Origin of the sequence: Lysinibacillus sp. FSL K6-0075 (genome assembly GCF_038592945.1) — a bacterium.
GTDB classification, from domain to species: domain Bacteria; phylum Bacillota; class Bacilli; order Bacillales_A; family Planococcaceae; genus Lysinibacillus; species Lysinibacillus fusiformis_F.
Genome location: NZ_CP151947.1, coordinates 1,435,722 through 1,462,030 on the forward strand (window position 1 = coordinate 1,435,722; position 26,309 = coordinate 1,462,030).

The window sequence follows — 26,309 nt, forward strand, 5'->3', positions numbered from 1 at the left end:
GAAACCGCTACAGCACTTGCTCTGTAGCGGTTAGGAATTATAGATGTAAATCTCGTTTTACAAAAAAATGAATCGCTAAACTATAGCAAAGCAAGCCAATGAGTAAAAGTGTACCTAGCATCCACCAGCAGGAGCTATTTTGGTGAATTAGTTTAACGGAATCGAACAATGAATAGATTGTGAAGTATTGTAATTTTTCTAATGAACCACCCATATTGCTGAGTGCCTCAATAAGGTAAAAAACAATGGGAATGCCTGCACTATAGGCATAAGATGTTCTTAAATCTTTAGTGCTACAGGAAATAAGAAAGCAGAATCCACTAATGGCAAAGTGCAACAAAAATAGCCCGAAATTTAGTAGTAATAAGGCTGTTATGTCCAGCTCATTAGGGAACAATATTTCTGCAAAGACGATCATGACCAGTGTGGTAATAGCAAGGAGAGTAAAAAGACTAATGATCAAAAATAGTGCTTGTGTAAAGACAATTTTAAAACGTGTATTCGGTGTTGCAAGTAAGTATGCCATTGAACCATTGTCAATATAGCCCATGATGAGCTTATTGGCTAACATGATCGAAAATACCATAGGAAGAATCATGAATAAAAATCCATATAAATAGGCAGAGAGGAATTCTATTAAGGTATCGCCGATGCTGGTCATACCAAAGGCCGCCATCATTTCAGGCATTGTGTCCGTTAATTTTTTTAGCGTGTCCGTCATTTCCGGATTATACATGTAAATCACACTGACAATATATAGCATTAGTACACCAATAATAATGGTGAATAGTTTAAGAGAGGCAAAAAACTCATGCTTGAATAAGGTAAGATTCATGATTGAGTACCTCCACTTTCGTAATAATGCATAAATATATCTTCTAGTGATTGTGAAATAACATCTAAGTCTATAATGTTGTAGTTGGATATAGCACGAAGAAATGCTTGAAGATCTCCTGTTATAGTAATCATAACTTTTGTAGAGGAGATTCGTTCAAGTGCGTATTTCTCATCAAGGAAGCGAGTAAGCTCTTGCTCATCTTGAAACGCAAGCATGTATTTTTTGGATTTACGTTTCTTTAAGTCTGCAATGGTTTCAGTCGCCACGATTTTACCTGCATTAATAATCGCTACACGATCACAAGTTTTCTCTACCTCTTCAATCATATGGGAGGACATGAAAATGGTCGTTCCTTTGTCCTTTTCAGCTAAAATAAAGTCAATAAATTTTGTTTGCATGAGCGGGTCTAAACCACTAGTAGGTTCATCTAAAATGACAATTTCGGGATGATGCATGAAGGCACAAACTAAGCCAACCTTCTGCTTCATACCTTTCGACATTTTCTTTATGAGCCCAGAAGCATCTAATTCAAAGTAGTGCATTAATTCCTCGGCATGCGTGTAATCGTTCATACCTCTTAACTTAGCAATAAAGTGAATAAATTGTTTACCCGTCATTTTATCTATAAATGCAATTTCTCCAGGTAAATAGCCAACAAATTGCTGAATGATTGCAGATGCTTCTCGACAATTTAGACCGTTAATGAAACAAGAGCCCTCAGTTGGCTGTAAAAAACCCATTAAATGGCGAATGGTTGTGGATTTTCCTGCCCCATTTGGTCCTAAAAAACCGAACACTTCACCCTTTGAAATCTGTAGATGAACATTTTGTATACTATAGAAATCACCAAACTTTTTTGTTAAATGGTTTACTTCAATCATGGACATGCCAATCACCCCATTTTATTGATACAATAATGTCTTCAAAAATAGAAAATATTCACTTGCCTCTACCATGCATTGCTCGATTAATTCGTTAAAGAGCTCTTGATTATCTGCATGCGCTTTTAACCTTTCCTCATAACGATGACTAATGCCATCTGTCACCCATTGAATTGTATCGATTGCTTTTTTGATATCCAAGTTTTCGTGGAATAAACCAGTATCAATTCCTTCAAATACCATCGCATAGGAGCTTTTTTGAATAGTGGCATTATAATGATTTAATTCATCTCGGACCTCAAAGCTTGTTTCAGCATAGGTCTTTTTCAAAAAATCAAACAGAGCATGATATTGCTTCATGAGATCAATTTTAACTTTCATGATCTGTTCATAACGCTTAAAAATATCAGGCTCTGTTAAATCAAGTTGACGATTAAGCGCTTCGGAGAATGTATTGGTTGTATATTCATATAAAAATAGATATAAATTTTTTTTACTACCAAAATAGTGAAATAAAATGCCTTTTGAAATATTGGCATTGCTCACAATTTTGTTTGTTGAAGCGGTAGCATAGTGATTGATTGAAAACTCCTTTAAGGCAGCATTAATGATTGCTTGACGTTTATCTTCTGCTAAATTCATAAAAGCTTGGTACAATTTTTTACTCCTTTCCGTCATATTTTATGCCATTATATTGAAATTGACTACTGTGGTCAATGTGATTTGGAAAAATAAAAAAGAACATGACTGTGACCATTTCTAATAGTCTCACTCATGTTCTCCATTGTTCCAGTTTACTTATCATAATAATCGTTCAATGCAATTTCTAAACGTTCTTCTAAATGTTTTGAAATATAGCTTAGAACAAATTGCTCTTTGTCCATTTCAATTTGAGTGGACTTGAAAAATTTGGTGAAAAAACCGACTTTATTATTTTGAGAAAATTGCTGTAATGCTTCTGTACGTAAAGTAGAAACAATTTCATTTTCTATATGACGCTCTCTAATCTTTTGGACAATGTCCTTTACGCTATTTTCTTGTAGCTCGGAAATTTGCTTTTGGAGATGTTCATTTTCTTGTTTTAGCTCCGATGTTTCCTTTTGAATTTCCTCTACTTGAAGGGCAGATTCAGAAGAAAATCGTTCGATATTTTGAGCAAGAAAATCCTGATTAATGTTTACTTGTAAAGTTCCTTGCTCTTCATTGGGTAGAATCTGAAATAGGCCTGTTTGAATCATCTGCTGTAGGACGTTTCCGAGCAAATCAATTTTATGTGATAAATCCTCAGAATCCATGGTCGTTGCGGTAATTTGGTGTTTCAGCAACTGACCGTTATCATCAATACCTAACAATAATTTAATCCCCCTCACACGATACTCATCCTTCAATAATAAAATCATTCGCAATCTTAATATAGCAGGTAGGTTTAAACGAATATTGCTATTTGTATTGGGTGAAGCATTATCAAAAATGTACTGTTCAAACGGTTTTAAATAGTAGCGAAGCATGGCGTCTGTAATATCAAACCAGCCCGCGACTTCTGCGATTGTATAGTGTTTCGATTCATCAAGCTCTGCTAAATACCCATCATTAAAGAGGTTTTCCTCTAAAGGCGTATGTTGTAGTGCAACAAACAATGGGTCATCTTGCACAATTTCAAGTACCATTTCTTTTGCATCATTTACTTTAAGCATCCTTTCACACCCCACTTTATTTTTCCCGTGACTAAATGTTCTCTATATAGGTTTCTATTCGATTGGCAGCAATTGTATGCCTATTTTATGTAGGAAATAGTCATTAGAACGAAGTACCTTTTAATCTTTTATGAATCTTAAGGGAAATGGTACTGATGTTCAGCACAAAGTTGATACAGAAGGATTACCGTTGTATACATTTATTTTATATAGATAAAAGGGGATTGTTAGTGTAAAATTACACTAAATTAATCATTTTATATTTCAAGGAGGTATAGTTGAAATGAAAAGACTTATTCAAATAATTTTGCTGTTATTTCCATTTCCGTTCTTATTTCATTTTTACGAGTATAATAGTCATCTTTCTAACCAAGAGGCTAGTTTCTTATTTCCGTTATTTCTTTTTTTCATCATTGTAGTAGGTGTGGTATCCAGAAATCGTCATTTAATTTTGTTCTTTGCCATGAATTTTTTAATGACAGCTATTTCTTTGATATTTGGCCATTTTTTTATAGATGATGATGGAAGTTGGTTTAAGCCTTTTGGAAGAGATGTAGCCATTATCTTTGTTTCATTTTTTTATGTTTTAGGACAGTTAATTATAAGAGGAATTAGTAAGGGAATCATGAGAAACAAAGAAAAAGATTAAAATTACAACATGTCATATAAGAAAGAATCATACCTTTATACTGCTGTTATAATATAAAAAAAGGGTTATTTTGGGAGGTGTGAAATATGATTATTACTATTTATACAGCTAAGTATGAAGATTATATTGCGATCAATGATCTTGTGCGAGAAGGGCACGAAGAACATGTTATGAAAGAACAGACTGTTTTTAAAAATGTTGAATCTGTTATGTCCAATATGTATTTTAAAGAATTACTTGAAGATCAAAATAGTGAGATTTTTATAGCCAAGCATAGTGATTTAATTATAGGTTTTGCTGTAGTTTGCATTGAATGTGCACCTCCATTTCATTCTTTAATAGAGCGTAAATATGCGTATATTCATGATTTTGGTGTAAAAAAAGAAATACAAAAACAAGGTGTTGGAAAACGATTATTTGATCGTTGTAAAGAATGGGCAATAGCAAAGGGAGCTACATCTATAGAATTAAATGTTTGGGAATTCAATACCAATGCAATTGAGTTTTATGAGCATTTAGGGATGGAGAGTATAAGCAGAAAAATGAAGATGAATATATAAATTAATCAATCAAGTCACTCATGTATGAAATGAGCGACTTTTTTGTTTACACCTATGAGAATACTGTTTGCCTACTAACTAAATAATGTAAATTATTAAGAAAAAGTTAAGAATTCTCCTTGCAAATCTTTAAGAAATGCTCTTTATAGTTAGAACCATCAACAATGAAAGCAAAGCGAGGAGAAAACTATATGCAGCTCATCACCTTCCTTACTGAATTTATAAAACATCCGAAAACTATAGGCGCCATATCACCTAGCTCTAAAAAATTAGCGCATAAAATGGTGCAACCTATTTGCTTTGAAACGGCTCGATGCATTGTTGAGCTGGGTCCTGGGATGGGGTCCTTTACAACGGAGCTTGTGAAAAGAAAAAAGCCAGCTACATTGCTGGTTCTTATAGAAAATAATGCGATTTTTTGTGAAAAACTACGTCGGCAGTTTGCTCATGTAGCCAATGTTGTAGTGATTCATGGCTCAGCAGAAAATTTGAAGCAATATATGACTGAGTTGACTATCGAAAAAATAGACTATGTTATTTCTGGGCTACCATTTACATCTTTAAAGGCGGAAGTATCCTGTTGTATTTTAAGAAATGTGAAGGATTGTTTGCACAATGGAAAATTCATTACTTTCCAATATTCACTTGTGAAAAAATCATTCTTCCAAACCTATTTTCAGGATATTTCTCATGAAAAAGTATGGATCAATATGCCACCAGCCTATGTATTGAGCTGTAGGCTTGGAAATACGAGGGTCAGTTAATGGAGCTACAGGATCTGTTACTATTTATCGAACAATATGGCTATTTTGCTTTATTTTTTAGTTTATGGCTAGGTATTATAGGCATGCCGCTACCAGATGAAATGATTGTCATGAGTGGTGGCTTTCTATCTTCGTTAGAAAAAATGGTCGTATGGAAATCTTTTTTACTCACTTATTTAGGCGTTGTTTCGGGGCTTTCTCTAGGCTTTGTTCTCGGTAAACTATTTGGTCATCGTGTACTCGATAAATTGGTGAAAAAGAAAAAGGCAAAATACTTACTCAAATCGAAAGAATTGCTAGATCAATATGGACGCTTTGCGTTAGTCCTGAGTTATTTTATTCCGATTGTTCGACATATCCTTCCTTACTTGGTGGGAATGAATAATATGTCTTTTAAAACATATGCCTTATTTTCCTACACAACGGGCTTTGTATGGACATTGATTTATTTTACACTTGGTTTATTATTCGGTAGCCAGATCGAGTATATTTCTGTGATTGCTACGAAATATGGTATTTACTTTGGGGTATTCATCTTGATTGTCAGCTGTTTTTATTATTTTTATATACGGAAAATAAAAAAATAGGTAAAATGGTGAAACGTGATTATTGGAAAATATTTGATTAATGGTGGGATTAGATGAGTAATGAAACAATTTTAATTGTAGATGATGAAAAGGAGATAAGAAATCTTATCGCCATTTATTTGAAAAATGAGGGGTTTCATGTGCTAGAGGCATGTGATGGAGAAGAGGGTTTGCAGTTAGTAAAGAAGCATAAGGTTCATTTAATTGTATTGGATTTGATGATGCCTAAAGTAGATGGCATTGAAATGTGTATGAAGGTAAGAGAAATAGCAGAAATGCCTATTATTATGCTGACTGCCAAATCTCAAGATATGGATAAGATTGTTGGTTTAACGATAGGTGCTGATGATTATGTGACAAAGCCCTTTAATCCGTTAGAACTGATTGCCCGCATTAAATCACAGCTTCGTCGCTATTTGAAAATGAGTGGTATTAATAGTAGCAATAATGAGGAGATGGAAGTTGGTGATTTACGGATCAATACAGCGACGCATGAAGTTTTTGTGAACAATGAAAGAGTAAAGTTAACGCCAAGAGAGTTTGCTATTTTGGAATTGCTTGTTAGTAATCCAGGCATCGTCATGAGTGCAGAGCAAATCTATGAAAAAGTTTGGAAAGAGGAGGCATTTCAATCAGAAAATACTGTAATGGTACATATTCGAAAAATTCGAGAGCGAATTGAGACAAATCCAAGAAATCCTCAATATATTAAAACCGTATGGGGAGTAGGGTATAAAGTTGAAAAAGATCTTTAGGCTTTTAAGGTTCCCAAGGTTTCTAAAGCATATTGGTGTGAAAATAAAAAATAATATTCAACGTAGCATTCGTATTCAACTATTTACAACGTTTTTATTATGTGCGCTTGGCAGCTTTTTAGTGGCACGTGCAGTAGTGCCATTTTTTGAGAATATCAATGAAACTGTGATCGTGGATTATAGTGGCAGTATGAAGATGATGTATTACCATGCACAGGATACAGCAGAATTGGCGACCCAAGAAAATAGTGTTGAAGCGTTAAGAGAATTGATTGATCAAGAAAACGGAAAAATAGAAAATGAAGACAATGCTTTAAAAATAGTCGTCACAGATGAGACAGGTAAGATCTTATATAAAACAAAGCAGGTAAAAGAGCAACAAATCGATTTACATGAAGAAATTAGGCATGTCATGGATTTTACAATGAATCAGCCTTTTGAAAATGCCTATCATGTGATCGAAACTTCTCGTAAGGAATTTACTACATTAGTGCCGTTGACCTTACAAGAAAAAAATTATTATTTCTTTGTTAGTGGGCTACCACAGGGTGAAGCCATCACAAGTACGAGTGAAGGACCCATACCTTTTTTCATTGGTGTTATTTTGTTTATCGTATCATTTTTCTATATAACAAAACGCAAAATGAATCAAATTGAGGCATTAGCGGAGGGGGTTATGGAAATCGCAAAAGGGAATTTAGCCTTTCGTATTGAGAAAAAAGGGCAGGATGAAATTGCTTTACTAACTGATAATATTAATCAAATGGCGGAAGAAATCATGACAAGTATCGAGATGGAAAGAAAAATTGAGCAACAAAAAAATGATCTCATTACTAATGTTTCACATGACCTCAGAACGCCTCTTACCTCGATTATGGGTTATTTACGTTTATTAAGAGAAGAGAAGTATGAGACGAAAGAGCAATATGACGAATATTTGAAAATAGCCTTTTCGAAATCCGAGCAATTAAAGAATTTAATAGATGATTTATTTGAGTATACCAAGCTAACGAATGATAAAAATACTTTAGTGCGACAACAAGTTTGTGTAAATGAGCTGCTCGAACAACTAATGGAAGAATTAGTGCCATTAGCAGAGGAAAAACAACGTATTTTTATAAAACATTTTCCAGAAAAACGAATTATTGCGTCGCTGGATTCGGAAAAGATTGTGCGAGTATTTGATAATCTACTCATCAATGCGATCAATTATAGTACAGCTGAAGGAAAAATTATGGTTTCTCTTGAAGGACAAAAAAACCATGTGCGTATCTGTGTGGCGAATCAAAGTGATGCCTTTACATCAGAGGAGCTTAGTAGTTTATTTGAGAGATTTTATAAAAAGGATCAATCGAGAACAAATGTTACTGAGGGCTCAGGGCTTGGACTAGCGATTGCCAAGAGCATTGTGGAGCTTCACGGAGGAACGATTCACGCTAAATATAAAAACGAGACACTGTACTTTATTATCACATTGCCATTAACAGCCCAATAGCCTTGACTATAATGGAAGAATGGTAATGGCATGTTGTGTCTGTACATGTTGTGAAAGCATATCTTGCAGGGTAGCTAGGGTAGCTGTGTTTCTAATTAATAATTGGATTTCTGTCTGCTTGTATTGTCGTTGAAAGTCCATAATATAATCTGCGATGATATGTAAATTATATTGATTTTTAATCTCTACCTCGACGAAAAATGGCAGTGTTAAATCTGGCAGCTTAATACTTCCACCACGTCGAATCCAAATCGCTTCCTGCACATAGTAGCGGATAGGTAATTGGCGGTTACTAGCGATAAAAATATCCATAGAAAACTCCCTTCAGTGTCTAATTACAGCCTAAAGGAAATGCATTCAGTCGTCAAAAGAAAACATGTGAAGAGCTGTTCAGCAGAGAATGATGGGCTGAACAGCTTTTTCAATAGGAAGACGGATAGATTCAAAAAATTGTAGGATAGAATCCGAAAACTGACGGATAGAACTCTAAAACCGGTGGATAGAACCCTAAAACAGACGGATAAAACCGTCAAACCGTTGGATAGTCATAAGCTTCGATAGATTCTAAAAAATACTTTAGTATGGGGGACTGCACTTCATCCTTACGATAAATAAACCATGTAGGAATATGTGCTTGCTTGTTCTTTATCTCGTGCAATGTCAATGTTTGTGTTGCCATATATTTTTCCGCAATGGCACGAGGGAGCAAGGTAATACCTAACCCAGCAGCAACACAGCCAATAATACCGTCAAGCGTACCAAACTCCATTCGATTCTGCGGTTGAACACCGTCTTCATGTAACCAATGTTCCAAGATGGCTCGATAGGAACAGCCATGGCGGAATGTAATTACGGTGCTACCCTCTAAATCCCGTAGATGCTTGATGGGTTTTTGCTTGCTAGATGTGAGAATAACAAGCTCTTCACAGACAAACTCTTTCATCCATATATTTTCTTTATAAACAGGTCCCGTAACAAATGCACCATCTAGTTCATAGTTTTCTACCCGTTCAATATTGTGCTGAGAGGGGCTTGTTAATATGGTGATATCCACCTGTTCATGTGCTTGATGGAATGTTGTTAACAGCGCTGGTAAATGCAGTGCAGCAGTTGTTTCCATCGAACCAATTCGTAAAACGCCTCGTTGTTCCTCTGTATCCTGTATGATTTCAAAAGATTTTTCATAGAGATGAAGCATTTTTAAGACTAACTCGTAAAATTGTTCCCCTTTTGATGTTAGCCGTATGCCTCGATGCCCACGATAAAAGAATGTTGTACCGTACAGTGCCTCAAGACTTTGGATTTTCATAGAGATGTTGGATTGAGTGTAATTAAGTGCTGTGGCAGCTTTTGAAAAGCTACCAGTTTGGACGACTGTTCGAAAGGTCGTTAAATCATTAATATTCATAGAGTCACCAACTATCAATTTTTTTGATACTTATTATAACGAATTGGGTCTATTTGTGATACCTAGATATTCGATATAGTGAAATAGAAGGAGTGATGTTATGCACAAGCAAACCGTTCGATATTTAATCGGTGGCGTTTTTGCTTTAGTAATTGCTATGGGCATCGGTCGTTTTTCGTATACGGTTATTTTACCGTATATGCAAGAAGCATTTGAATTTAGCCGTGCAACAGCAGGTTATTTAGCAACTAGTAATTACTTAGGCTATCTGGTTGGAGCCTGGGTGGCAGGACGTTTACCAATAGGGAATAAACGTATTCCCTTTTTGCGAATTGCACTTGTTATCAGCATTTTAACAACGGCGTTCATGGGTTTTACAAATGCCATCATAATATGGTACATATTACGGTTTATCTCAGGTGTTATGAGTGCTTTTATTTTTGTTGTCATGACAAGCCTTGTATTAGACCAGTTATCTAGCAGTAGGAATATGCAACTATCAGGGCTGTTTTATAGTGGGGTTGGCATGGGTATTGCATTAAGTGCCGTGATCGTTTCTCCAATACATGCCATGTTCAATTGGAATGGAACTTGGATCGCACTAGCCCTGTTTTGTTTTGTATTGTTGGTCTGGATTGTGCTATTCATCAAACCCATTCCACCAAGTAAACAACTAGCGGAAAGCCAGATAATTATTTCACAGAAAACGCCTCCTCCGTCTTGGATGAAGTGGTTAATCATCGCTTATAGCTTAGAGGGACTTGGCTATATTGTCACGGGTACATTTATTGTATCGATTGCACAGGAGTCGACAAGCTTTCATGGGGATGCAGCCTTTGTATGGTTTGCTGTGGGCGTGGCAGCAATTCCCTCATGTATCGTGTGGTCTAAGCTAGCACAGCGTTATGGTTATGTGAAAATTTTACTCATCTCTATGTTCTTGCAAGCGATAGGCATTGTTTTACCTGCATTAGCTACAAATTCGATGATCCTTTATGCTAGTGCCTTTATTTTTGGGGCAACCTTTATGGGTATTACAACGGTTGGGACAACATTAGCAAGACAAATTGTACCAGTTAATAGTCATCAAATAATAGGTTATTTAACGGCAGGCTATGCACTTGGACAAGTGATTGGACCATCCATTGCAGGAACACTTGCGAATTTTACAAATAGCTATCAGTATGCATTAATCGGGGCTTCCTTAGTAGTAATGCTGGGGGCATTATGTTTAATAGGGGGCGTAAAATATGATAGTAGTAACTAAATAAAAAAGTAAGTAAGGCGCATCATGCCTTACTTACTTTTACATTAATGGATATCTCGCTTCTTAAAGTTACCACCACGAACTTCGGATACATCAGAAATGACAACAAAAGCGCCTTCGTCAATGTCCTTAATAATCGAAACTAATTTATTTTCTTCCATACGGTTAATGACACAGTTTAAGATTTCAGTTGGTTCATTGGAGAAGCCACCACGACCATGTGTATAGGTAACACCACGTCCTAAGCGAGCTTGGATGGCGTCGCCAATCTCCTCTGATTTTGCACTAACCACACGAACTTCTTTTGATTTCTCTAAACCAACTTGGATAATATCAATAACGTTTTTGGCAATATAGTAAGTTAACGCTGAGTAAAGAGCACTCTCTAAGCCAAAGATAAAGCTTGCCCCTAAGAAAATAAAGGCATTGATAAATAATATAATATCGCCGACTGAAAATGGAATCTTACGTGATAATAATACAGCTAAAACCTCTGAGCCATCTAAAGCGCCACCATTTCGTAAGACAATCCCGATACCCACACCAAGCAGCATACCACCAGATAAGACAATTAGGAGAGGATCATTTGGGCCTAAAATGGTTTTGACATCATGTAATAAAACCGTCGAAATCGATAAAGCTGCAATGCCGGCACTACTCATTAAGGCAAAGGTTTTTCCAACTTGCTTATAGCCGATATAAATGAACGGAATATTTAATACAAAGAGCAGTACGCCTAACGGGATACCAAAGAGGTGAGCACCCATAATACTAATACCTGTTACACCACCATCAATAACCGCATTTGGAATTAATACGGCCTCTAGTCCGTAAGCGGCAATAACTGCACCAATAATTATCATAATGAATTTTCGTATATTTTCTAGTGACTTTCCTTTTTTCATAAATCTTCTCCATTTCTTTACGTCAATAGTACCTAAGGTTTTGGAATAATATTTAGAGCAATTGTTTTAGTCTCAGAACCTTTATTTGAGTCGGTCATATTATAGTATTTAGTTAATAAATCGTTTAATTCATTTTCAAAGTTTTTGAATTGATCGTTCGTTAACGTTAGGTCGATTAAAGAAAATGTTGCTAAATCTGTCGTGCTTTCTTTTTCATCAAGTGAATGCAAATAATTTTGATATTGAGATAGTAAAGCCAGTTGATAGTAGGAAATATAATTTAATTTTTGCTTGGTTGTGAGTTGGGTCCAATCCTCCTTGCTAAGTTTTGCTGCTCCTTCATTTAATGCATAAAACTTCTCTGTAACAGAACGAACTTTTCGCTCTTTCACAATTTTTATGATGTTTTCATCGACTAAAATTTGGATATGACGATATAGAGTAGCTTGTGGTACATCCTTAATGACAGAAATCATCTCCAATGTGCTTAAACCCTCTTCATTATTGTGCATCAGAGCTTGTAAAATTTTCATTCTCACAGGGTGCATTAATACCTCTGCTTTATTGCGCATAAACCGATCCTCCTACTAGAAAATGAGATAGTATCAAGGGAAGCATTCAAATGTTATCAATATGAGAACATTATCAAAAAATATACTATAGATTTTTTTTTCAGATGTACAGTAAAAAGGTAATGAAATTTTTTCATCCATTTGTTATCATTATTGATAATGATAATGAAGGGAGCTATAAAAATGAAATTACACTATGGTTTTGAAGACTTAAATCAAATTGATTGGGTAAGCATACTACCAATCCTTTTACCATTTGTACTCGTAGGTTTTTTACTTATCACTGTTGCACTAATTGATTTATATAAACACCGAGATACAAGAGAAAATATACTGATGTGGGCAATGATTATTTTGTTCTTTAATACAATTGGTTCTGTTCTATATTTCGTGATTGGTAGAAAGGGTGTCAATAAACGTGCGCTTAGAAATTAACAATATTACGAAAAAATTTAAACAGAAAGCGGCCGTGAGCGATTTTTCAATGGTTATAGATTCAAATGAATGTGTAGGGCTTATTGGACCAAACGGGGCAGGGAAATCCACATTAATTCAGATCATTGCTGACATTCTTTATGCAGATGAAGGGGACATTGTACTTGATGGACAAAAAATTTCAAAGATGAAAAATCATATTGGATATTTACCACAGTATCCTAATTTCTTCTCGTGGATGACAGCATCTGAAACCTTATCCTTTATGGGGACACTTTCTGGTATTTCAAAAAATCAATTACAAAAAGACATTCCAATTCTTTTAGAAAAGGTGGGCTTAGGGAAAGAAGCAGATGCTCATGTTGGAACATTTTCAGGGGGGATGAAGCAGCGTCTTGGCATCGCACAAGCTTTATTACACAAGCCAGCTTTCATCATTATGGATGAACCAGTATCAGCACTAGACCCAATTGGTAGACGTGAAGTGCTGAATCTATTAAAAGACATAAAAAAAGAAACGACCATTTTACTTTCTACGCATATTTTAGGCGATGCGGAGGAAGTTTGTGAGCGCTTTGTGGTCATTAAAAATGGTTACAAAATAGAAGATGCGACAAAATTAGAGTTACTTAATCGCTATCAAGATCCAGCTATCTTTTTAATGATTCAGAAGAAAGATGTTAAGTGGCTCACAACGATTGAACAGTTACCATATGTAAAGAAAATCGAAAGTTGCGGTGATGGTTTTAAAGTATATGTCAATCAATTGGAAGCAGATGCCCATCGATTGCTACAGTACGGATTGGATTCAAACGTGGTATTTACAAAGTTTGATCTTGGCATTCAAGAAAGCTTAGAAGAAATATTTTTAGAATTGGTGGTGTAACGTGAAGTGAATACGTTTCTAGCATTAAGTAGAAAAGAAATGAATCAAATGACAAAGGAATATAAAGTTGTTTGGCTACCAATTGTCTATATCCTCCTAGGTTTGACTCAGCCGATCATGATGTATTTTTTGCCTGCTATTTTACAATCTATGGGTGGTGTTGAAGGGATTATAATTGATCCTACAATGGCAAAGCCAGGGGGAGAAGAAGTGCTTGCCTCAACCCTTAATTCGCAATTTGATCAATTAGGTATAATCATCCTTGCCATTGCAACGATGGGGATTATTCAAGGAGAAAAGGCCAATGGGATGATGGCATTTATTCTAACAAGGCCAGTATCTATCTCGTCCTACTTAAATAGTAAACTCCTTACTCATTATGTTTTAGCTGTTCTATGTATTACGCTTGGCTATGCAATGTCCTTTGGCTATACATCTTATTTATTTACCTCTGTACCGATCACTCGTGCATTGATCGCTTTAGCATTTTATTGTATTTGGCTGTTGTTTGTCATTACATTTGTTGCCATGATCAGTACCTTTTTTAATAGTTCACCATTTATTGCTTTAATCAGTATTGGTGTCTTATTTATTTGTCGTTTTTGTGCTGGCTTACATCCAATCTTAGATGTAATGAATCCTGCTAGTAATAGTTTGTATGCTACCACGATATTAATGACAGGTGACGTAGAAACATGGTATGGCTTTAATATTGTTGTCACACTGTTACTTGTACTATTCATGATGGCTATCATGCATCATTTTATTGCCAAAAAGAAATTTTAATATGGAGGGAATTCTCGACAAATGAATGTAAAAATAAATCGAAGAAGTAAAATTCCATATTATCAGCAATTAACACAGCAGGTCCTTTTAGCAATAGTGACTGGAAATTTAACACAGGGGGATCATTTGCCTTCTATTCGTAATTTAGCAGCACAAACAGACCTCAATTTGCATACGGTTCATAAAAGCTACAAAGAGCTTCAAAGGAAAGGCATCATCACCATTAAACCGCATTCTACAGCATTGATAATAGTAGATTCTAGTAAAGCCATGCATTTTTCCATTCAACAAGTAGCGAAGGGTGTCGAGCAAATCATGGTAGAAGCTAATAATTTGGGGATTAATGGATTTCAATTAAAGCAGATATTTCATGAATCTTTTCGAAAATATTATGCGGATAGTTAAAACAGCGTGAAAGAGATGGCTTCCAAAAATAGGCCATCTCTTTGTTGTCTTTATATCAAGAATACCGCTACAATCGTTGTCACAACCAATCCAATGACTACTGGGATTAAGTTACGCCTTGCCAGCTCAAATGGGCTGACATTACAAATAGCAGCGGCTGGGATTAGTGCCCATGGAATTAGTGTACCACCACCAATGAAAGACAAATCATTTAGCTGAAACAATTATGATTTCTCTTGCTTGCTTAGTACTATGATATTCATCTTGTGTATCAATTACCAGTTGATTAAATAGCGAATTCATTATTTTTTTACGTTCTTGGGCGTTTGCATCCGCCCATAACATTTCAATGTTTTCGACAATGAATTTAAAATTAGCATTATTATGTTTATCACTTTGCTGGATATTGTCTAATTCACGCTGTAATTCTTTTTGTTTAGCACGCAACTCATCAGTAGAGGTTATAAGCTCCTCGATACTTATCACATCAACCTCGTACATACTTTTCTTTTTTTGCATTAATTTATCAATAGCTGCTAAGTCAGATTTTAATACCTCAAGTCGATTAGTAGGGTGTGTTTGTTGTGGCTCTTTAGATGCAATTTGACCGATAAGTTCATCAAATTTAGAGAATACTGTTTTGACTAAATTATCTTCTAAAATGATATGACTTGAGCAATTTTTTCCAGCCTTTTTCCCTGAACATCGATATGTCTTTTTATCACCTGACTTATGCCCAGACATCGAATGACCACACCTTGCGCATTTTAAAATAGATGAAAAATAATAATTGCTCGTTTCTCGTTTTCCTCCAAATGTTCTTCGTTTATCCAATATGTCTTGTAGTGCCCAAAACTCTTCTCTTGATATTATTCTATCGTGATTACCTTCGTATAAGTTTTGCTCACGAGGAGGTTTTTTATATTCTTTGAGGTTCTCACTGAATGTCAGATAACCTGCGTAAACAGGATTGTTTGCTATATCTCTTACAGAATCAACATGCCAGTCGCTACCTTTTCTTGTTTGGTAGCCTTTAATAGACAATTGTTTTGCAATCGTGTAAAAACCAAGTGTCTTAGATAACTCAAATATTTCTTTTACAACCTCAATTTCATCTTCATTAATAATTAGCTGTTTATCTACTATTTTGTATCCGTACGGTGGAGTTCCACCCTTCCATAGACCTAGCTTAATTTTCTTTTCCATTCCCATTCTCACACGTTCTGCGGTGTTTTCACGTTCCCATTGCGCTATAGCTGCCACTAGTGTAATGAATAAACGCCCCATAGCATTGGTTGTATCATAAACTTCTGTTGCACTTTTAAATTTACATTCGTATTTGTCTAATTCTTGTAGGATTGAGTAAAGATCTACAACAGACCTTGTTAATCTGTCTAATCGATAGACCAATACAACGTCAATGCCACCATTTTTTACAACATCCATCATCTCTTTAAATTGTGGACGGTTTAAATCTTTAGCAGAGTAACCGTCATCTATGAATTGTTTCACCAGTTCCCAACCTTGAGAGATGCAATATGCTTCTAATTTTTCAATTTGTGCTGCAATAGAATATCCGTGTCTAGCTTGTTCATCTGTACTAACACGGACATAAATTACACATTTCATAAGAACCTCCTTTTATAAAAGATATAAGAAAAGAGCTAGACAAATGAGTCTGCTCTTTTACTTTTTAATGCTTAGCGCTAAGTATTAAAGATCTTGTGTGTAACGTACTGCTTTTCCAATAATTCTAGCTGGGTTGTTATCATCAACCAAAATTGGATCATGTTTTGGGTTATCGGGCATTAGGAAGATCGAGCTTCCTTGCTTCTTTACTCGCTTCAACGTCATTTCTGTATCACCATTCACGAGCACCGCAGCGATCTCCCCATACTCTACTTCGGGTTGCTCTCTTATTAATACATAGGAATTGTTAGGGATAGTTGGTTCCATACTATCGCCCTTCGTTTTTAAATAAAATAGATTCCCTTTAGGTAGAATTTCCTCAGGTTCATATCTATACCCATCGTGATTTTCAATTGCTGTGATAGGATCGCCACATGCGATAACGCCTAAGATTGGTATTTTCACAAAGTTAGGTTGTACAGGTATTAGGTTTGAAATACCTTTACTTTTAAAAGACGGGTCAATGGCAGATTTCGGAACATTAAATACTTCTGCTAATTTTTCAACATTACCTGGACTTATTAGCGTTTTGCAATTTTTGTAATCTGATAAAGTGCTTTTAGATATACCACTTTCCTCACTTAGTTTAATCAATGTAAAATCCTTTAATTTTCTAAGTGCTTCGATATTTTCGGATATTTGTTTTTTTAATGGTAAATCTCTATCGAATTCTTTTTCCATCATTGTTTCACCTCCTCCCTACCTTTATATTATATCCGAAAAAATACGGAAAAACAATAAAAAATCCGAAATAAAACGGAATGTTGAATAATGTTTATTTTAATTCCGAAAATAATCGGTTGACATTCCGAAAAAACTCGGATATTATAGAACCACACAGAACGAAAGAGGTGAAATTATGTCGATTAGAATTACGCTCCGAGCGGCTAGGGTTAATGCAGGTTTAACTTTAACAGAAGCAGCAAAAATGTTTGGAATCAATAAAGATACACTTTCTAAGTATGAACAAGATTCAACAAATGTACCTCGAACATTTATGTTGAATATCGAACAGTTTTATAAAATTCCAATTGAAAATATTTTTTTTGGCAAACAGTCCGAGTTTTTTCGGAAACTCGAAAGAATAGCTTGATTCCTAATCATCGAATGCGCTGTGATACCGAGCCAATGACGGTATAGTCGTAACTTATAGCTTATGCGACGGTAGCAACGTTAGACGGAAAAGTTAAGGGGGAGTAAGGATGGAGAAAGACAAAAAAGTAGACACCGCTGCAACGGTGACTACTGCTGAATCTAAGGAATACACAGAAACGCTTGAACACGGAACTAAAGTGAAGTTTTTGTTCTCTGCTGAAATCGAAAACTATTCAGAGGAAGACTTTCATGAACTTTTAAATCATTTCGCAAAGAACAGTCACAATTTCTACCTGTTTATGGGCAGAAAAATAATTAAGAAATAACCGTGAAAAAAACTTGGTAGAAATCAGACCCTGCAAAGCTATCTAATTCAAAATTATTGATTTGATAAGTCTTGCTTCTTTTTGTGTCGCGAAGTATATCTCCGGTTTGTATTTTGGCGTCCGGGTAAAGCTGCCAAACGTCTGAACCACTCTCGCGATTAAAAAGTCCCCTAGTTGTTCCGACGACTTCTAGGTTTCTAATTATCTCGAATTCTACAAGGTCACTTGCAAAGTCTTGGAAATAAAAATTCATATGTATCACCTGCCTTTCTATCCAAATTGTAACAAAAGGTAGGCGAAAGGAGGAAATCAATTTGAATTTAACAGTCATTGAATTACGTGGTAAACGTGTTTTAACAACAGCACAGCTTGCTGAAAACTATGAAGCTGACAAACAGCTTATCGTAAATAACTTCAATAGAAACAAAGAACGCTATAAAGAGGGCAAACATTTCTTTTCTTTAACTGGAGAGGAGAAAAAAGAGTTTTTAAACCAACATCAAATTGATTTAGGTTCGAAAAATGCCCAAACGCTGTATTTATGGACAGAAAAAGGAGCGTGGTTGCATGCCAAATCACTCAATACAGATAGAGCTTGGGAAGCCTACGAATTGTTGGTGGACGAGTATTACAAGGTGATTGAACAACCACCAAAATACAACAGTTTGGAACTTGCATTAAAGGCAGCACTGGAACATGAACAAGCTATTAAAGAAATCAAAACAGATGTGGACTATCTAAAAGGTAGTATGCGAATAGATGGTCTGCAACAACAAGAAATTCAACAAGCTGCCAAACAATCTATTATACAAGCTTTAGGTGGAAAAGATTCAGTTGCTTACCAAGAAATCAGCAAAAAGGTATTCTCCGCCTTCTGGAATGAGTTCAAGCAATATTTCAAAGTTCCACGTTACGGGGATATTCCGAAAGTGAAGCATGATGAAGCGTTAAAATTTATCAGCCTATGGCGCCCATCCACATCATTACAGATGGAAATAGACCAATGCAATAGTCAATTAGTTTTTGGATAAAATCAGACAAGCCCTTTCGACATATTCTGATAAAAAGGAGGGTGAACATGGAAGGCTTCAAAATTACAGAGGAAAAAGTTCGCAAATTACTACCAATTGTAGAGGCTATTTGGTCTCGAAAGTACGGGGTGGACTTGAAGCTAACTAATCTAACAGTTGGAGGAATCACGGTTTATAGAAAAGATTGCGCAAAATAGCGCAGTCTAAGGAAGTTTTGTACAAGCTTTCAAAGGGGTGACTAAATGAACATTAAACCTGTTCCAGTGGAATTAGTAGGTGAAGCATTGATGAATATTTCGCCACTGTATTTATTGCGTACGGTTGCTAGCAAGTTACCTATAGCTGTCCTATTAGATGTTAAAGGTCGCATAGGTGACTGGTTAGCAAGTGGCGGTAAAGAAACTGATCCGTATATTTGGCAGCAAGTAGCCTATGCTCAGAAAGTTTATGCGGCAATGAGAGGGGGTGACAAGGGATGAACAAATACACAGGTGAGTTTTATGTCCAAAGCGCAGGTAATGACAAGATATTTGCTGGCAATCAAGTACGTTGCAGTTGGAACTCTAAAGGTGTTTGTGGAGGGTGTTGGCATGGTGAAATAACACGTATCACATCGAGAGGCATTTATATTGATGTAGGCAATAAGCGAGATAAATATGTGTGCTTCGCTGATATTCAAGAACTGACTTTGAAATATGGAGGGTGATTTAGGTGTTTGAGGACTTATTTAGAGCAGCCGCAGCTAAAGCTATTGAAATGGCTGTAAATGAAGGGCATTTGATTAAGGAAGATGGCATTATCTTAAAGCCAGCAACCCTTGAATTAGTAAATGAAATTGAAGAAATGAACCGTCAACATTTGATCGATATGGCTCTTTCTAATAATGATCGTGAGCTATTCATGCAGTTAACTAGTTGAAAGGATGGTGACCTTAATGGACAAGGTGAAGGTTAGTCGTGAGGTTGCAGAGGAGTTAGATAAAATTACTAAGCCTGCAATGCTCATTCACCAGATAGCAACCAGCGAACCAATTGAGTGCATAGACCGATTTGGAAATTTAACCTTCGATGAATTGATTCGAGCATTATATATCGGTTATGAAGTAAATGAAACACCAGTAGAAAAATTCAATTACTTCTTCGACAAATATTCTCAATCTGACATTATGTTCGAAAAAGACTTTTTGGGTGGCATGTTAGCTGTTGCCAAGTGGTTTGATCTACCAGTGAAAGGGCGTGAAGAATAATGCGAAACACATTAGGTGATTTAAACAATCATTTATTTGCACAGCTGGAACGTTTGAGTGATGAAGATCTAGCTGGCGACAAATTAACAGAGGAAATCGAAAGGGCAAAAGCTGTTACCAGTGTAGCAAACCAAATAATCTCTAACGGTTCCATAGTATTGCAAGCTCAAAAATTTTATACAGAGTACAAGTCAAAAGATCTTCAAAAACCAAAAATGTTGGAAGGGTGAGGTTATTGCGACATACCTGGACGCATGAGCAAAAAGAATTCTTACGTAAGCATTATCCATCAAATAGTCAAAGAGATCTGCTGTTTTTGTTCAATCAAGAATTTCAATTAAATATCAACATGAATCAATTAAAGGCTTGTTTAACAAATCACAATATTACTAGTGGTCGAACTGGTTATTTTGAGAAAGGCAGTTCACCTGTAAATAAGGGTAAAAAGTTTCCTGGTCAAACAAATAGAACTTCTTTTCAAAAAGGAAATAAACCTAAAAATTATAAACCTGTCGGTACTGAACGTATAGATCGTGATGGTTATGTGCTAATTAAAGTTTCTGATACAGGTGCTTGGCATGAGCGATGGCGACACAAACACAAAGTCGTCTGGGAAAAAGTAAACGGTCCAATACCAAAAGGACATGTCCTTATTTTCCTTGATAGAAATAAGGAAAATATTACTCTAGAGAACATGCAGTTGATTACTCAAGCACAACTGGCGAGGATGAATCAAAATAAATTATTTCATCTAGATCCTGAACTTACTAAGACAGGTGTTGTAATTGCAAATATTTATACAAAAATGGGCGCTCTTAATCGAAAGGAGAAAACAAAATGAAAGCAACAGGAATTGTTCGTAGAATCGATGATTTAGGACGTGTGGTTATCCCGAAGGAGATCCGTAGAACTCTAGGAATTGAAGAAGGAGATCCATTAGAAATCTTTGTGAATGGTGGACAGGTTGTTATCCAAAAATATCAACCTGAAACAGAGAAAGAGGATGTCATTCTTGAGTTGCAGAAGATGGCCAACGACACTAATGATCCAAATATGCTTGGAACCATTGATCGCGCCATTAAATTAATTCGGTAGGGGCTGAGTCTAATGAATGTTAAGGATGATATTACTTATGACAAACATGGACGTATGCAGTACCATCCAGAGTTTCATTTTTCTCATGGTAAACCTTTTAGTGAATCTGAACTTGAATACATTTGTAAGTTTTACGAGGTGGACCACGCTAGAACAATTTCATTTGCAATCGGAAGGACAGAACACACCATTCGTTCAAAAGTGGATTATTTAAGAAAAAAAGATTTGTTCCATTACTATAAAAATCTTAATAAGCATTGGTAGGTGGATTGTTTGAAGACAGTTGAAGATTATCCAAGCGAAGATATGTATGGTACTGAAATTCAAAAAGGAGATATTTATTATATTTTCGGTGAATCAGTTGTCTTAGAAAATAATTTAGATGATTACCTTACAGAGCATCTAAAGGGTGAAATGCTCCTTGCAAAATAAAATGAGCCTATACCGCTGGAACGGTTGTAGGCTCACATACAAGTCTTTTCAAAAGTCATTATATCAAATCGGGAGGTTGTTTCCTAGTATGACGAGAAAACCACTCGAAAAAACAATAGAAAATCAAATAAAGAAATGGCTCGAATCAAATGGCTATTGGTGGATGAAGGTACATGGTGACATGTTTCAGAAGTCGGGTGTACCTGACATTCTTGCTTGTATCAATGGAAAGTTTGTTGGCATTGAAGTGAAGCGACCAGGTGGCGTTGTGAGCGAGCTCCAAAAATACAATATCGAAAAAATTCAAGCTGCAGGGGGTGTAGCATTTGTCGCATACAGTGTCGAAGATGTCCGAGTTAATCTCGACCGATTCCATGTTATATGAATACCAAAAAGATGTATTAAAGGCAGCCCGCCCAAATTGGTTATATGCACTTGATACTGGCACAGGGAAAACTATTTTATCTATCCACCATTATTTACTTCATAACAATGGTGAGCCCCTTTTGATTGTGGCACCACCACAAAAAATTAAAGAAGGGGGATGGGATAGGGATATTCAAACAGTCGCTAATTATTACGGCATTGAAATTAGTTACGATCTTTTGTCTTATGGCAAGTTATTTGCTGACTGGAAGAAATACAAAGGTTGGTTTGTCATATTCGATGAATGCCATTACGTGAAAACATCTACTTCACAACGTGGTAAGGCAGCAAATAACTTAGTTAAAGCAAGTACGTACTTTGTACTTTTATCTGCCACACCATCCAGCAATGGGTGGGGGGACACAATAAACTATTTCATCATGTTTAATTTGGCACAAAGTAAAACGCAGTTTGAGCGTGAATTTGGCATCTTTGACACGCTGTATCTAGGCCAACGCCGAGTAAATAGGGTAGTGGGGTGGACACGTGAAAATATACTCAAGCAAATGTATCAATCTTTTAGTGTAAAGCTATCGAAAGATGATTGTTTGGATTTGCCACCAATGTTAATTGAAGATGTATTTTTCAAACGATCCACTGAGTATTTGAAGCTAAAGAAAGATCGCATTTTAGAGGTTAATGGTGAAAAAGTTGTCTATGACACTTATCCAAAATTGGCACAGGGTTTACGATTCTATGCCAATCAAAAGAACAAACTTGAATATATTGAAATGCTTGCTGAAAGTACAAATGAAAACATCATTATTTTCTATAACTTTAAAGCTGAAAAAGAAGCATTGCTTTTATTGTTGGGCAAATTGAAGAAAAAAGTATTTGAGGTAAGTGGCCAACGGTCTGAATTGCCAGCTCGTAATACATGGCCAAAGTTAAAAGGTAGTGTAACGCTTGTTCAATACCAGGCTGGTGCTGCAGGTATTGAATTACAATATGCCAATCTAGTTATCTTTTATACGCCTACGTATAGCTTGCAAGATTATGAGCAGTCATTAGGTCGAGCGTATCGCAATGGCCAGGATAAAAAAGTTACAGTCTATCATTTTATTACCAAAGATACGATTGAGGAATTGATATATGGTGCTTTGGAGACAAAGAAAGACTTCACGGACGAGCTATTTGTGAAGTATATGGAGGGGTGAAATGCATGGCACATTATGAGTGTAAATATTGTGATTCTTGTTTTGGTTCAACCGTTATTGATGGTGACAGAGTGTGTATTGGATGCGGGGCTGAATGGGCAGATGCCAGAATTTTAGTAGAGGATGAGGAGGAATAAATACATGTTCCAAACAGATGATAAAAACGTCATCGAAAACCGCCGTTCTTTTGTTGGTGGTTCGGATGTTCCAATTATTTTAGGTCTTAGCAAGTACAAGTCACAATTTGAACTTGCAAAAGAAAAAACTGGCTTAGTTCCAACTGTATTTGAAGGTAATGAATATACAGTTTATGGCCAAACAATGGAGCCACAAATTCGTGACTACATTAATGTAATCAACGAAACAAACTTTCAACCAGACACGGTGATAGATAAAGAGCTTTGTATTCGTGGTAACTGTGATGGTGCAGATAAAACGGAATTATTATTACTTGAAATTAAAACGCATGGTAAAAAGCCAACAATGGAAGCTTACAAAGCACAAATGCAACTCTACATGTACGTATTCAATTTACCTGCAGGATGGTTGGCATTATATGAACGTCCAGACAATTTTGATGCTGAATTTGATCCAGAGCTTTTAAAAATTGAAGTAATCCATTTTGATGAAGCATATGCAAACCAAATATTACAGGCCATAGAGTTGTTTTGGAAACGTTGTGAAGCTTTAAAACGACAACCTGATATGACTGAGGCTGAATATTATTCTATTACTTTAGAAGAAAAAAATGAGATTGCTATTGTAGCCAGTGAAGTTCAAAAGTTTGAATTACAAATACAGTCTTTTAAAGAAACTGAATCACAATATAAAGCCATGAAGGACAAGTTGTATCAATTAATGATGGACCATAAAGTGAAATCTTTTGAAACGGATCGCTGCATCATCACTTTAGTGTTACCGACCGAAGCCACTTCAATAGATACCAAAGCTCTACGTGAATCACACCCACGTATTGCTAAAAAGTTTGAAAAGACTTCTCCTAAAAAGGGTTATACAAAAGTTTCTGTGAAAAAAACGAAGGAGGTTCAATAATATGGCACTACCACCAAACAGACCAAAGAAAACAATTGAAACACCACGTAATTATTTCATCTGGGGACCAACTATGAATGGTAAATCTTTTCTAGCAAGCGAGTTTCCTAATCCAGTCATTTTCAATACAGATGGGAACGCTGCACAAATTGAAACACCATCGGTTGATTTAAAAAATGAGCGTGATCCAAAGACAGGTACAATAAAAACCACTGTTGTTGAGCAGATGTTAGAGCTCATTAAAGACCTGGAGAAAGGCGGACACGGTTTTGAGACGGTGGTTATCGATGTAATTGACGATTTAGTCACACTCATTGAGCAAGCAATTTGTGAAGAAAATGGTGTTGACTATGTAGGGGATGTACCATACGGCAAAGGTTGGGGTCTACGCAAAACATTCATTACCTCAATTGTGGTCCGTCTTAAAGCACTGCCGATGAATGTTATTTACATTAGTCGTTATGCCACAAAATTAGAGGGTACTTTAGAAAAGCCAATTCCCTCATTAGGAGATAAAGATCTAAACGTTGTAAATGGTAACTGTGATCTGAACATCATGTGTCAAAAAATCGGTAAAAAGTATCTTCGCCGTGTTGTGGACCGCCGTAAAAATTATCAACGTGATTGGATCGAGGATGAGCGTATTTTAAAAATATTAGATTCTGTAATCGGTGCATTTGATAAAGGTTCAGCTAGTGAACCTCCACAACCATCAAAGCCAGTTGAAGAAAAGAAAACACTAACTCAAATCGCTGAGGAAGTATCGGTTGAGCTAGAAGATGGTTCAAGTGTATCAGTTGAAGTAAAGCCAAACGATAATTTAGCAACTGAGACATTGTATTTTCAACATGAAGGCTCAGGGGAATTTATTAAAGTTGAAAAAGGTGAGTCATTAGATTTTTTGGACAAAGACATCTATGATCCGCGTACCAAAGAAGATTATGAAAAACAAAACATCGAACAATATGTTAATGACAACCCACCGCCAGCCAATGCACCAAACACAACCATAAAAGCACCACGTACAGCTAAACCAGGTGCGCCACGTGCACCGAGAGCTCCACGTACAAAATGATTTGTCCATACTGCCAAGAACCAGCTGAATTTATCAGTTCGAAAGATTTTTATGGCACAGATTATCGCACCAACTTATATGTATGTAGGCCATGTGATGCCAGGGTAGGTACACATGGTCGAGGTAAAACACCTCTTGGCACAATGGCAAATGCTGAATTGAGAGAACTACGTAAATTGTGCCATGCACGATTTGATGTGCGTTGGAAATATGGAAAAGTTAGTCGTTCAAAAGCTTATCAACAATTAGCCGATATGATGGGATTAACAAGAGAAACTGCACATATCGGTATGTTTGATAAAGAACAATGTAAAAAATTATTATCACTATTACCAAAGGAGACGAAGAATATGAGTAACTTAGCAGCTATGGCTCAAAAATTATTAGCAGAGGGATTTGATCCTAAAACATCACCAGTAGATGATTATGAGGCACTACCAGAAGGTGGCTACGATGTTGTACTTTCAGAGGTACAATGGCGTGTAAATGATAAAGGTACAGAATGGTTACAACTAGACCTTGAAATTTTAAATGAAGGTTATGAAAATCGTAAACATTTTGGAATGATCTTCTTCACCGAAAAAATGATGGAACGTGCATTAAAACAAACGATGAAATGTGCATCAGCTCTTGATATTGAATTAGATCCATCTGTATTCGGTTCACTTGAAACAGACCTAGTAAACGCATTTAAAGAAGCACTGGGTACTCAATGTGAGATGGACATTAAACATTCTAAATCTAAAAACGGCACATTCGTCAACTTCTCACTTTCACAGCCAGAACCGTTTTAAGGA

40 protein-coding genes and 1 pseudogene are annotated in these 26,309 nt (G+C 36.1%); 30 read left to right on the forward strand and 11 right to left on the reverse strand.

Annotated elements, in window-relative coordinates:
* Positions 1–37 precede the first annotated feature (37 nt).
* The 4 genes from MHB65_RS06760 to MHB65_RS06775 all read right to left on the reverse strand — a co-directional run bounded on the left by MHB65_RS06760 (position 38) and on the right by MHB65_RS06775 (position 3,413).
* Positions 38–835 (reverse strand): ABC transporter permease subunit, encoded by a 798-nt coding sequence (locus MHB65_RS06760; RefSeq protein WP_342442846.1) that lies wholly within the window; start codon positions 833–835, stop codon positions 38–40.
* Complete coding sequence (locus MHB65_RS06765; protein ID WP_342442847.1) at positions 832–1,725, reverse strand: ABC transporter ATP-binding protein; 894 nt, start codon at positions 1,723–1,725, stop codon at positions 832–834. Before MHB65_RS06765 ends, MHB65_RS06760 begins: the two co-directional genes overlap by 4 nt.
* Positions 1,726–1,740: 15 nt before the next feature.
* Positions 1,741–2,376, reverse strand: coding sequence for a TetR/AcrR family transcriptional regulator (locus MHB65_RS06770; protein ID WP_243456072.1), 636 nt, complete (start codon positions 2,374–2,376; stop codon positions 1,741–1,743).
* Positions 2,377–2,513: 137 nt separating this feature from the next.
* Positions 2,514–3,413 (reverse strand): hypothetical protein, encoded by a 900-nt coding sequence (locus MHB65_RS06775; protein WP_342442848.1) that lies wholly within the window; start codon positions 3,411–3,413, stop codon positions 2,514–2,516.
* Between the two features lie 283 nt (positions 3,414–3,696).
* Here MHB65_RS06775 and MHB65_RS06780 point away from each other — a divergent pair, with 283 nt between their 5' ends.
* From MHB65_RS06780 to MHB65_RS06805, 6 genes are all read left to right on the forward strand, one after another.
* Positions 3,697–4,062, forward strand: a complete 366-nt coding sequence (locus tag MHB65_RS06780; protein ID WP_342442849.1) for a hypothetical protein — start codon at positions 3,697–3,699, stop codon at positions 4,060–4,062.
* Positions 4,063–4,148: 86 nt separating this feature from the next.
* Entirely contained in the window at positions 4,149–4,622 is a 474-nt protein-coding gene (locus MHB65_RS06785; protein ID WP_342442850.1) for a GNAT family N-acetyltransferase, read from the forward strand.
* 191 nt (positions 4,623–4,813) lie between these two features.
* Positions 4,814–5,386 (forward strand): rRNA adenine N-6-methyltransferase family protein, encoded by a 573-nt coding sequence (locus tag MHB65_RS06790; protein ID WP_342442851.1) that lies wholly within the window; start codon positions 4,814–4,816, stop codon positions 5,384–5,386.
* Complete coding sequence (locus MHB65_RS06795; RefSeq protein WP_205442219.1) at positions 5,386–5,973, forward strand: DedA family protein; 588 nt, start codon at positions 5,386–5,388, stop codon at positions 5,971–5,973. Before MHB65_RS06790 ends, MHB65_RS06795 begins: the two co-directional genes overlap by 1 nt.
* Before the next feature lie 53 nt (positions 5,974–6,026).
* Positions 6,027–6,728, forward strand: coding sequence for a response regulator transcription factor (locus tag MHB65_RS06800; protein ID WP_342442852.1), 702 nt, complete (start codon positions 6,027–6,029; stop codon positions 6,726–6,728).
* Entirely contained in the window at positions 6,712–8,223 is a 1,512-nt protein-coding gene (locus tag MHB65_RS06805; RefSeq protein ID WP_342442853.1) for an ATP-binding protein, read from the forward strand. Before MHB65_RS06800 ends, MHB65_RS06805 begins: the two co-directional genes overlap by 17 nt.
* A gap of 6 nt (positions 8,224–8,229) precedes the next feature.
* On the opposite strand, the gene MHB65_RS06810 is transcribed toward MHB65_RS06805, so the two are convergent.
* Together MHB65_RS06810 and MHB65_RS06815 are read right to left on the reverse strand one after the other, a co-directional pair.
* Complete coding sequence (locus MHB65_RS06810; RefSeq protein ID WP_205442224.1) at positions 8,230–8,535, reverse strand: hypothetical protein; 306 nt, start codon at positions 8,533–8,535, stop codon at positions 8,230–8,232.
* A 217-nt stretch (positions 8,536–8,752) separates the two neighbouring features.
* Positions 8,753–9,631, reverse strand: a complete 879-nt coding sequence (locus tag MHB65_RS06815; protein ID WP_342442854.1) for a LysR family transcriptional regulator — start codon at positions 9,629–9,631, stop codon at positions 8,753–8,755.
* Between the two features lie 100 nt (positions 9,632–9,731).
* Here MHB65_RS06815 and MHB65_RS06820 point away from each other — a divergent pair, with 100 nt between their 5' ends.
* Positions 9,732–10,898, forward strand: coding sequence for a YbfB/YjiJ family MFS transporter (locus MHB65_RS06820; protein WP_342442855.1), 1,167 nt, complete (start codon positions 9,732–9,734; stop codon positions 10,896–10,898).
* A 44-nt stretch (positions 10,899–10,942) separates the two neighbouring features.
* Here the strand turns inward: MHB65_RS06820 and MHB65_RS06825 are convergent, their stop codons facing one another.
* Together MHB65_RS06825 and MHB65_RS06830 are read right to left on the reverse strand one after the other, a co-directional pair.
* A complete protein-coding gene (locus MHB65_RS06825) occupies positions 10,943–11,803 on the reverse strand; it encodes a YitT family protein (RefSeq protein ID WP_205442227.1) in 861 nt (286 codons plus the stop codon).
* Between the two features lie 32 nt (positions 11,804–11,835).
* Positions 11,836–12,375: a transcriptional regulator gene (locus MHB65_RS06830; protein ID WP_342442856.1), complete on the reverse strand. Its 540-nt coding sequence runs from the start codon at positions 12,373–12,375 to the stop codon at positions 11,836–11,838.
* 183 nt (positions 12,376–12,558) lie between these two features.
* Between MHB65_RS06830 and MHB65_RS06835 the strand changes: the two genes are divergently transcribed.
* Genes MHB65_RS06835 through MHB65_RS06850 form a run of 4 tightly spaced genes read left to right on the forward strand, consistent with a single transcriptional unit; the run spans position 12,559 to position 14,887 of the window.
* Entirely contained in the window at positions 12,559–12,810 is a 252-nt protein-coding gene (locus MHB65_RS06835; RefSeq protein ID WP_342442857.1) for a PLD nuclease N-terminal domain-containing protein, read from the forward strand.
* A complete protein-coding gene (locus MHB65_RS06840) occupies positions 12,794–13,696 on the forward strand; it encodes an ABC transporter ATP-binding protein (RefSeq protein ID WP_342442858.1) in 903 nt (300 codons plus the stop codon). The genes MHB65_RS06835 and MHB65_RS06840 overlap by 17 nt, the downstream gene beginning before the upstream one ends.
* Positions 13,697–13,702: 6 nt before the next feature.
* The gene (locus MHB65_RS06845) at positions 13,703–14,482 is read left to right on the forward strand and encodes an ABC transporter permease subunit (protein WP_342442859.1); all 780 of its coding nucleotides are present in this window, start codon (positions 13,703–13,705) and stop codon (positions 14,480–14,482) included.
* A gap of 21 nt (positions 14,483–14,503) precedes the next feature.
* Positions 14,504–14,887: a GntR family transcriptional regulator gene (locus MHB65_RS06850; RefSeq protein WP_342442860.1), complete on the forward strand. Its 384-nt coding sequence runs from the start codon at positions 14,504–14,506 to the stop codon at positions 14,885–14,887.
* 50 nt (positions 14,888–14,937) lie between these two features.
* Here the strand turns inward: MHB65_RS06850 and MHB65_RS06855 are convergent, their stop codons facing one another.
* The 3 genes from MHB65_RS06855 to MHB65_RS06865 all read right to left on the reverse strand — a co-directional run bounded on the left by MHB65_RS06855 (position 14,938) and on the right by MHB65_RS06865 (position 17,260).
* Positions 14,938–15,111, reverse strand: coding sequence for a hypothetical protein (locus MHB65_RS06855; protein WP_342443795.1), 174 nt, complete (start codon positions 15,109–15,111; stop codon positions 14,938–14,940).
* Positions 15,095–16,516 (reverse strand): recombinase family protein, encoded by a 1,422-nt coding sequence (locus MHB65_RS06860; RefSeq protein ID WP_342442861.1) that lies wholly within the window; start codon positions 16,514–16,516, stop codon positions 15,095–15,097. Before MHB65_RS06860 ends, MHB65_RS06855 begins: the two co-directional genes overlap by 17 nt.
* Before the next feature lie 84 nt (positions 16,517–16,600).
* The gene (locus MHB65_RS06865; RefSeq protein ID WP_342442862.1) at positions 16,601–17,260 is read right to left on the reverse strand and encodes an XRE family transcriptional regulator; all 660 of its coding nucleotides are present in this window, start codon (positions 17,258–17,260) and stop codon (positions 16,601–16,603) included.
* Between the two features lie 175 nt (positions 17,261–17,435).
* On the opposite strand from MHB65_RS06865, the gene MHB65_RS06870 reads away from it, so the two are divergent.
* From MHB65_RS06870 to MHB65_RS06960, 19 genes and pseudogenes are all read left to right on the forward strand, one after another.
* Complete coding sequence (locus tag MHB65_RS06870) at positions 17,436–17,669, forward strand: helix-turn-helix transcriptional regulator (protein ID WP_342442863.1); 234 nt, start codon at positions 17,436–17,438, stop codon at positions 17,667–17,669.
* Positions 17,670–17,778: 109 nt separating this feature from the next.
* On the forward strand, positions 17,779–17,997 hold the full coding sequence (locus MHB65_RS06875) for a hypothetical protein (RefSeq protein ID WP_328025077.1): 219 nt from the start codon (positions 17,779–17,781) through the stop codon (positions 17,995–17,997).
* Positions 17,998–18,311: 314 nt separating this feature from the next.
* Positions 18,312–19,028: an ORF6C domain-containing protein gene (locus tag MHB65_RS06880; protein ID WP_342442864.1), complete on the forward strand. Its 717-nt coding sequence runs from the start codon at positions 18,312–18,314 to the stop codon at positions 19,026–19,028.
* 47 nt (positions 19,029–19,075) lie between these two features.
* The gene (locus MHB65_RS06885; protein WP_342442865.1) at positions 19,076–19,225 is read left to right on the forward strand and encodes a hypothetical protein; all 150 of its coding nucleotides are present in this window, start codon (positions 19,076–19,078) and stop codon (positions 19,223–19,225) included.
* Between the two features lie 45 nt (positions 19,226–19,270).
* Positions 19,271–19,507, forward strand: coding sequence for a DUF6877 family protein (locus MHB65_RS06890; protein WP_342442866.1), 237 nt, complete (start codon positions 19,271–19,273; stop codon positions 19,505–19,507).
* A complete protein-coding gene (locus tag MHB65_RS06895) occupies positions 19,504–19,734 on the forward strand; it encodes a hypothetical protein (RefSeq protein ID WP_342442867.1) in 231 nt (76 codons plus the stop codon). The genes MHB65_RS06890 and MHB65_RS06895 overlap by 4 nt, the downstream gene beginning before the upstream one ends.
* A 5-nt stretch (positions 19,735–19,739) precedes the next feature.
* Positions 19,740–19,946 (forward strand): IDEAL domain-containing protein, encoded by a 207-nt coding sequence (locus tag MHB65_RS06900; RefSeq protein WP_342442868.1) that lies wholly within the window; start codon positions 19,740–19,742, stop codon positions 19,944–19,946.
* 16 nt (positions 19,947–19,962) lie between these two features.
* Positions 19,963–20,274 (forward strand): hypothetical protein, encoded by a 312-nt coding sequence (locus MHB65_RS06905; RefSeq protein WP_342442869.1) that lies wholly within the window; start codon positions 19,963–19,965, stop codon positions 20,272–20,274.
* Positions 20,274–20,504: a hypothetical protein gene (locus MHB65_RS06910; RefSeq protein ID WP_112116255.1), complete on the forward strand. Its 231-nt coding sequence runs from the start codon at positions 20,274–20,276 to the stop codon at positions 20,502–20,504. Before MHB65_RS06905 ends, MHB65_RS06910 begins: the two co-directional genes overlap by 1 nt.
* Before the next feature lie 5 nt (positions 20,505–20,509).
* Positions 20,510–21,115, forward strand: a complete 606-nt coding sequence (locus MHB65_RS06915) for an HNH endonuclease signature motif containing protein (RefSeq protein ID WP_342442870.1) — start codon at positions 20,510–20,512, stop codon at positions 21,113–21,115.
* Positions 21,112–21,270, forward strand: a pseudogene (locus tag MHB65_RS06920) (AbrB/MazE/SpoVT family DNA-binding domain-containing protein); the annotation flags it as partial. The gene MHB65_RS06915 and the pseudogene MHB65_RS06920, both read left to right, overlap by 4 nt.
* A 111-nt stretch (positions 21,271–21,381) precedes the next feature.
* Complete coding sequence (locus MHB65_RS06925) at positions 21,382–21,633, forward strand: DNA-entry nuclease (RefSeq protein WP_342442871.1); 252 nt, start codon at positions 21,382–21,384, stop codon at positions 21,631–21,633.
* Positions 21,634–21,642: 9 nt separating this feature from the next.
* Positions 21,643–21,801: a hypothetical protein gene (locus MHB65_RS06930; RefSeq protein WP_342442872.1), complete on the forward strand. Its 159-nt coding sequence runs from the start codon at positions 21,643–21,645 to the stop codon at positions 21,799–21,801.
* An 88-nt stretch (positions 21,802–21,889) separates the two neighbouring features.
* On the forward strand, positions 21,890–22,186 hold the full coding sequence (locus MHB65_RS06935; protein WP_313469249.1) for a VRR-NUC domain-containing protein: 297 nt from the start codon (positions 21,890–21,892) through the stop codon (positions 22,184–22,186).
* Positions 22,128–23,384 carry a DEAD/DEAH box helicase gene (locus MHB65_RS06940; RefSeq protein WP_342442873.1) on the forward strand — a complete coding sequence of 419 codons (1,257 nt, stop codon included), beginning with the start codon at positions 22,128–22,130 and terminating at the stop codon, positions 23,382–23,384. The genes MHB65_RS06935 and MHB65_RS06940 overlap by 59 nt, the downstream gene beginning before the upstream one ends.
* A gap of 5 nt (positions 23,385–23,389) precedes the next feature.
* Positions 23,390–23,521 carry a hypothetical protein gene (locus MHB65_RS06945; protein WP_342442874.1) on the forward strand — a complete coding sequence of 44 codons (132 nt, stop codon included), beginning with the start codon at positions 23,390–23,392 and terminating at the stop codon, positions 23,519–23,521.
* A 4-nt stretch (positions 23,522–23,525) separates the two neighbouring features.
* Positions 23,526–24,437, forward strand: a complete 912-nt coding sequence (locus tag MHB65_RS06950; protein WP_342442875.1) for a YqaJ viral recombinase family protein — start codon at positions 23,526–23,528, stop codon at positions 24,435–24,437.
* A 1-nt stretch (position 24,438) separates the two neighbouring features.
* Positions 24,439–25,512, forward strand: a complete 1,074-nt coding sequence (locus MHB65_RS06955) for an AAA family ATPase (RefSeq protein ID WP_342442876.1) — start codon at positions 24,439–24,441, stop codon at positions 25,510–25,512.
* On the forward strand, positions 25,509–26,306 hold the full coding sequence (locus tag MHB65_RS06960; protein ID WP_342442877.1) for a zinc-finger-containing protein: 798 nt from the start codon (positions 25,509–25,511) through the stop codon (positions 26,304–26,306). Before MHB65_RS06955 ends, MHB65_RS06960 begins: the two co-directional genes overlap by 4 nt.
* Positions 26,307–26,309: the final 3 nt, after the last annotated feature.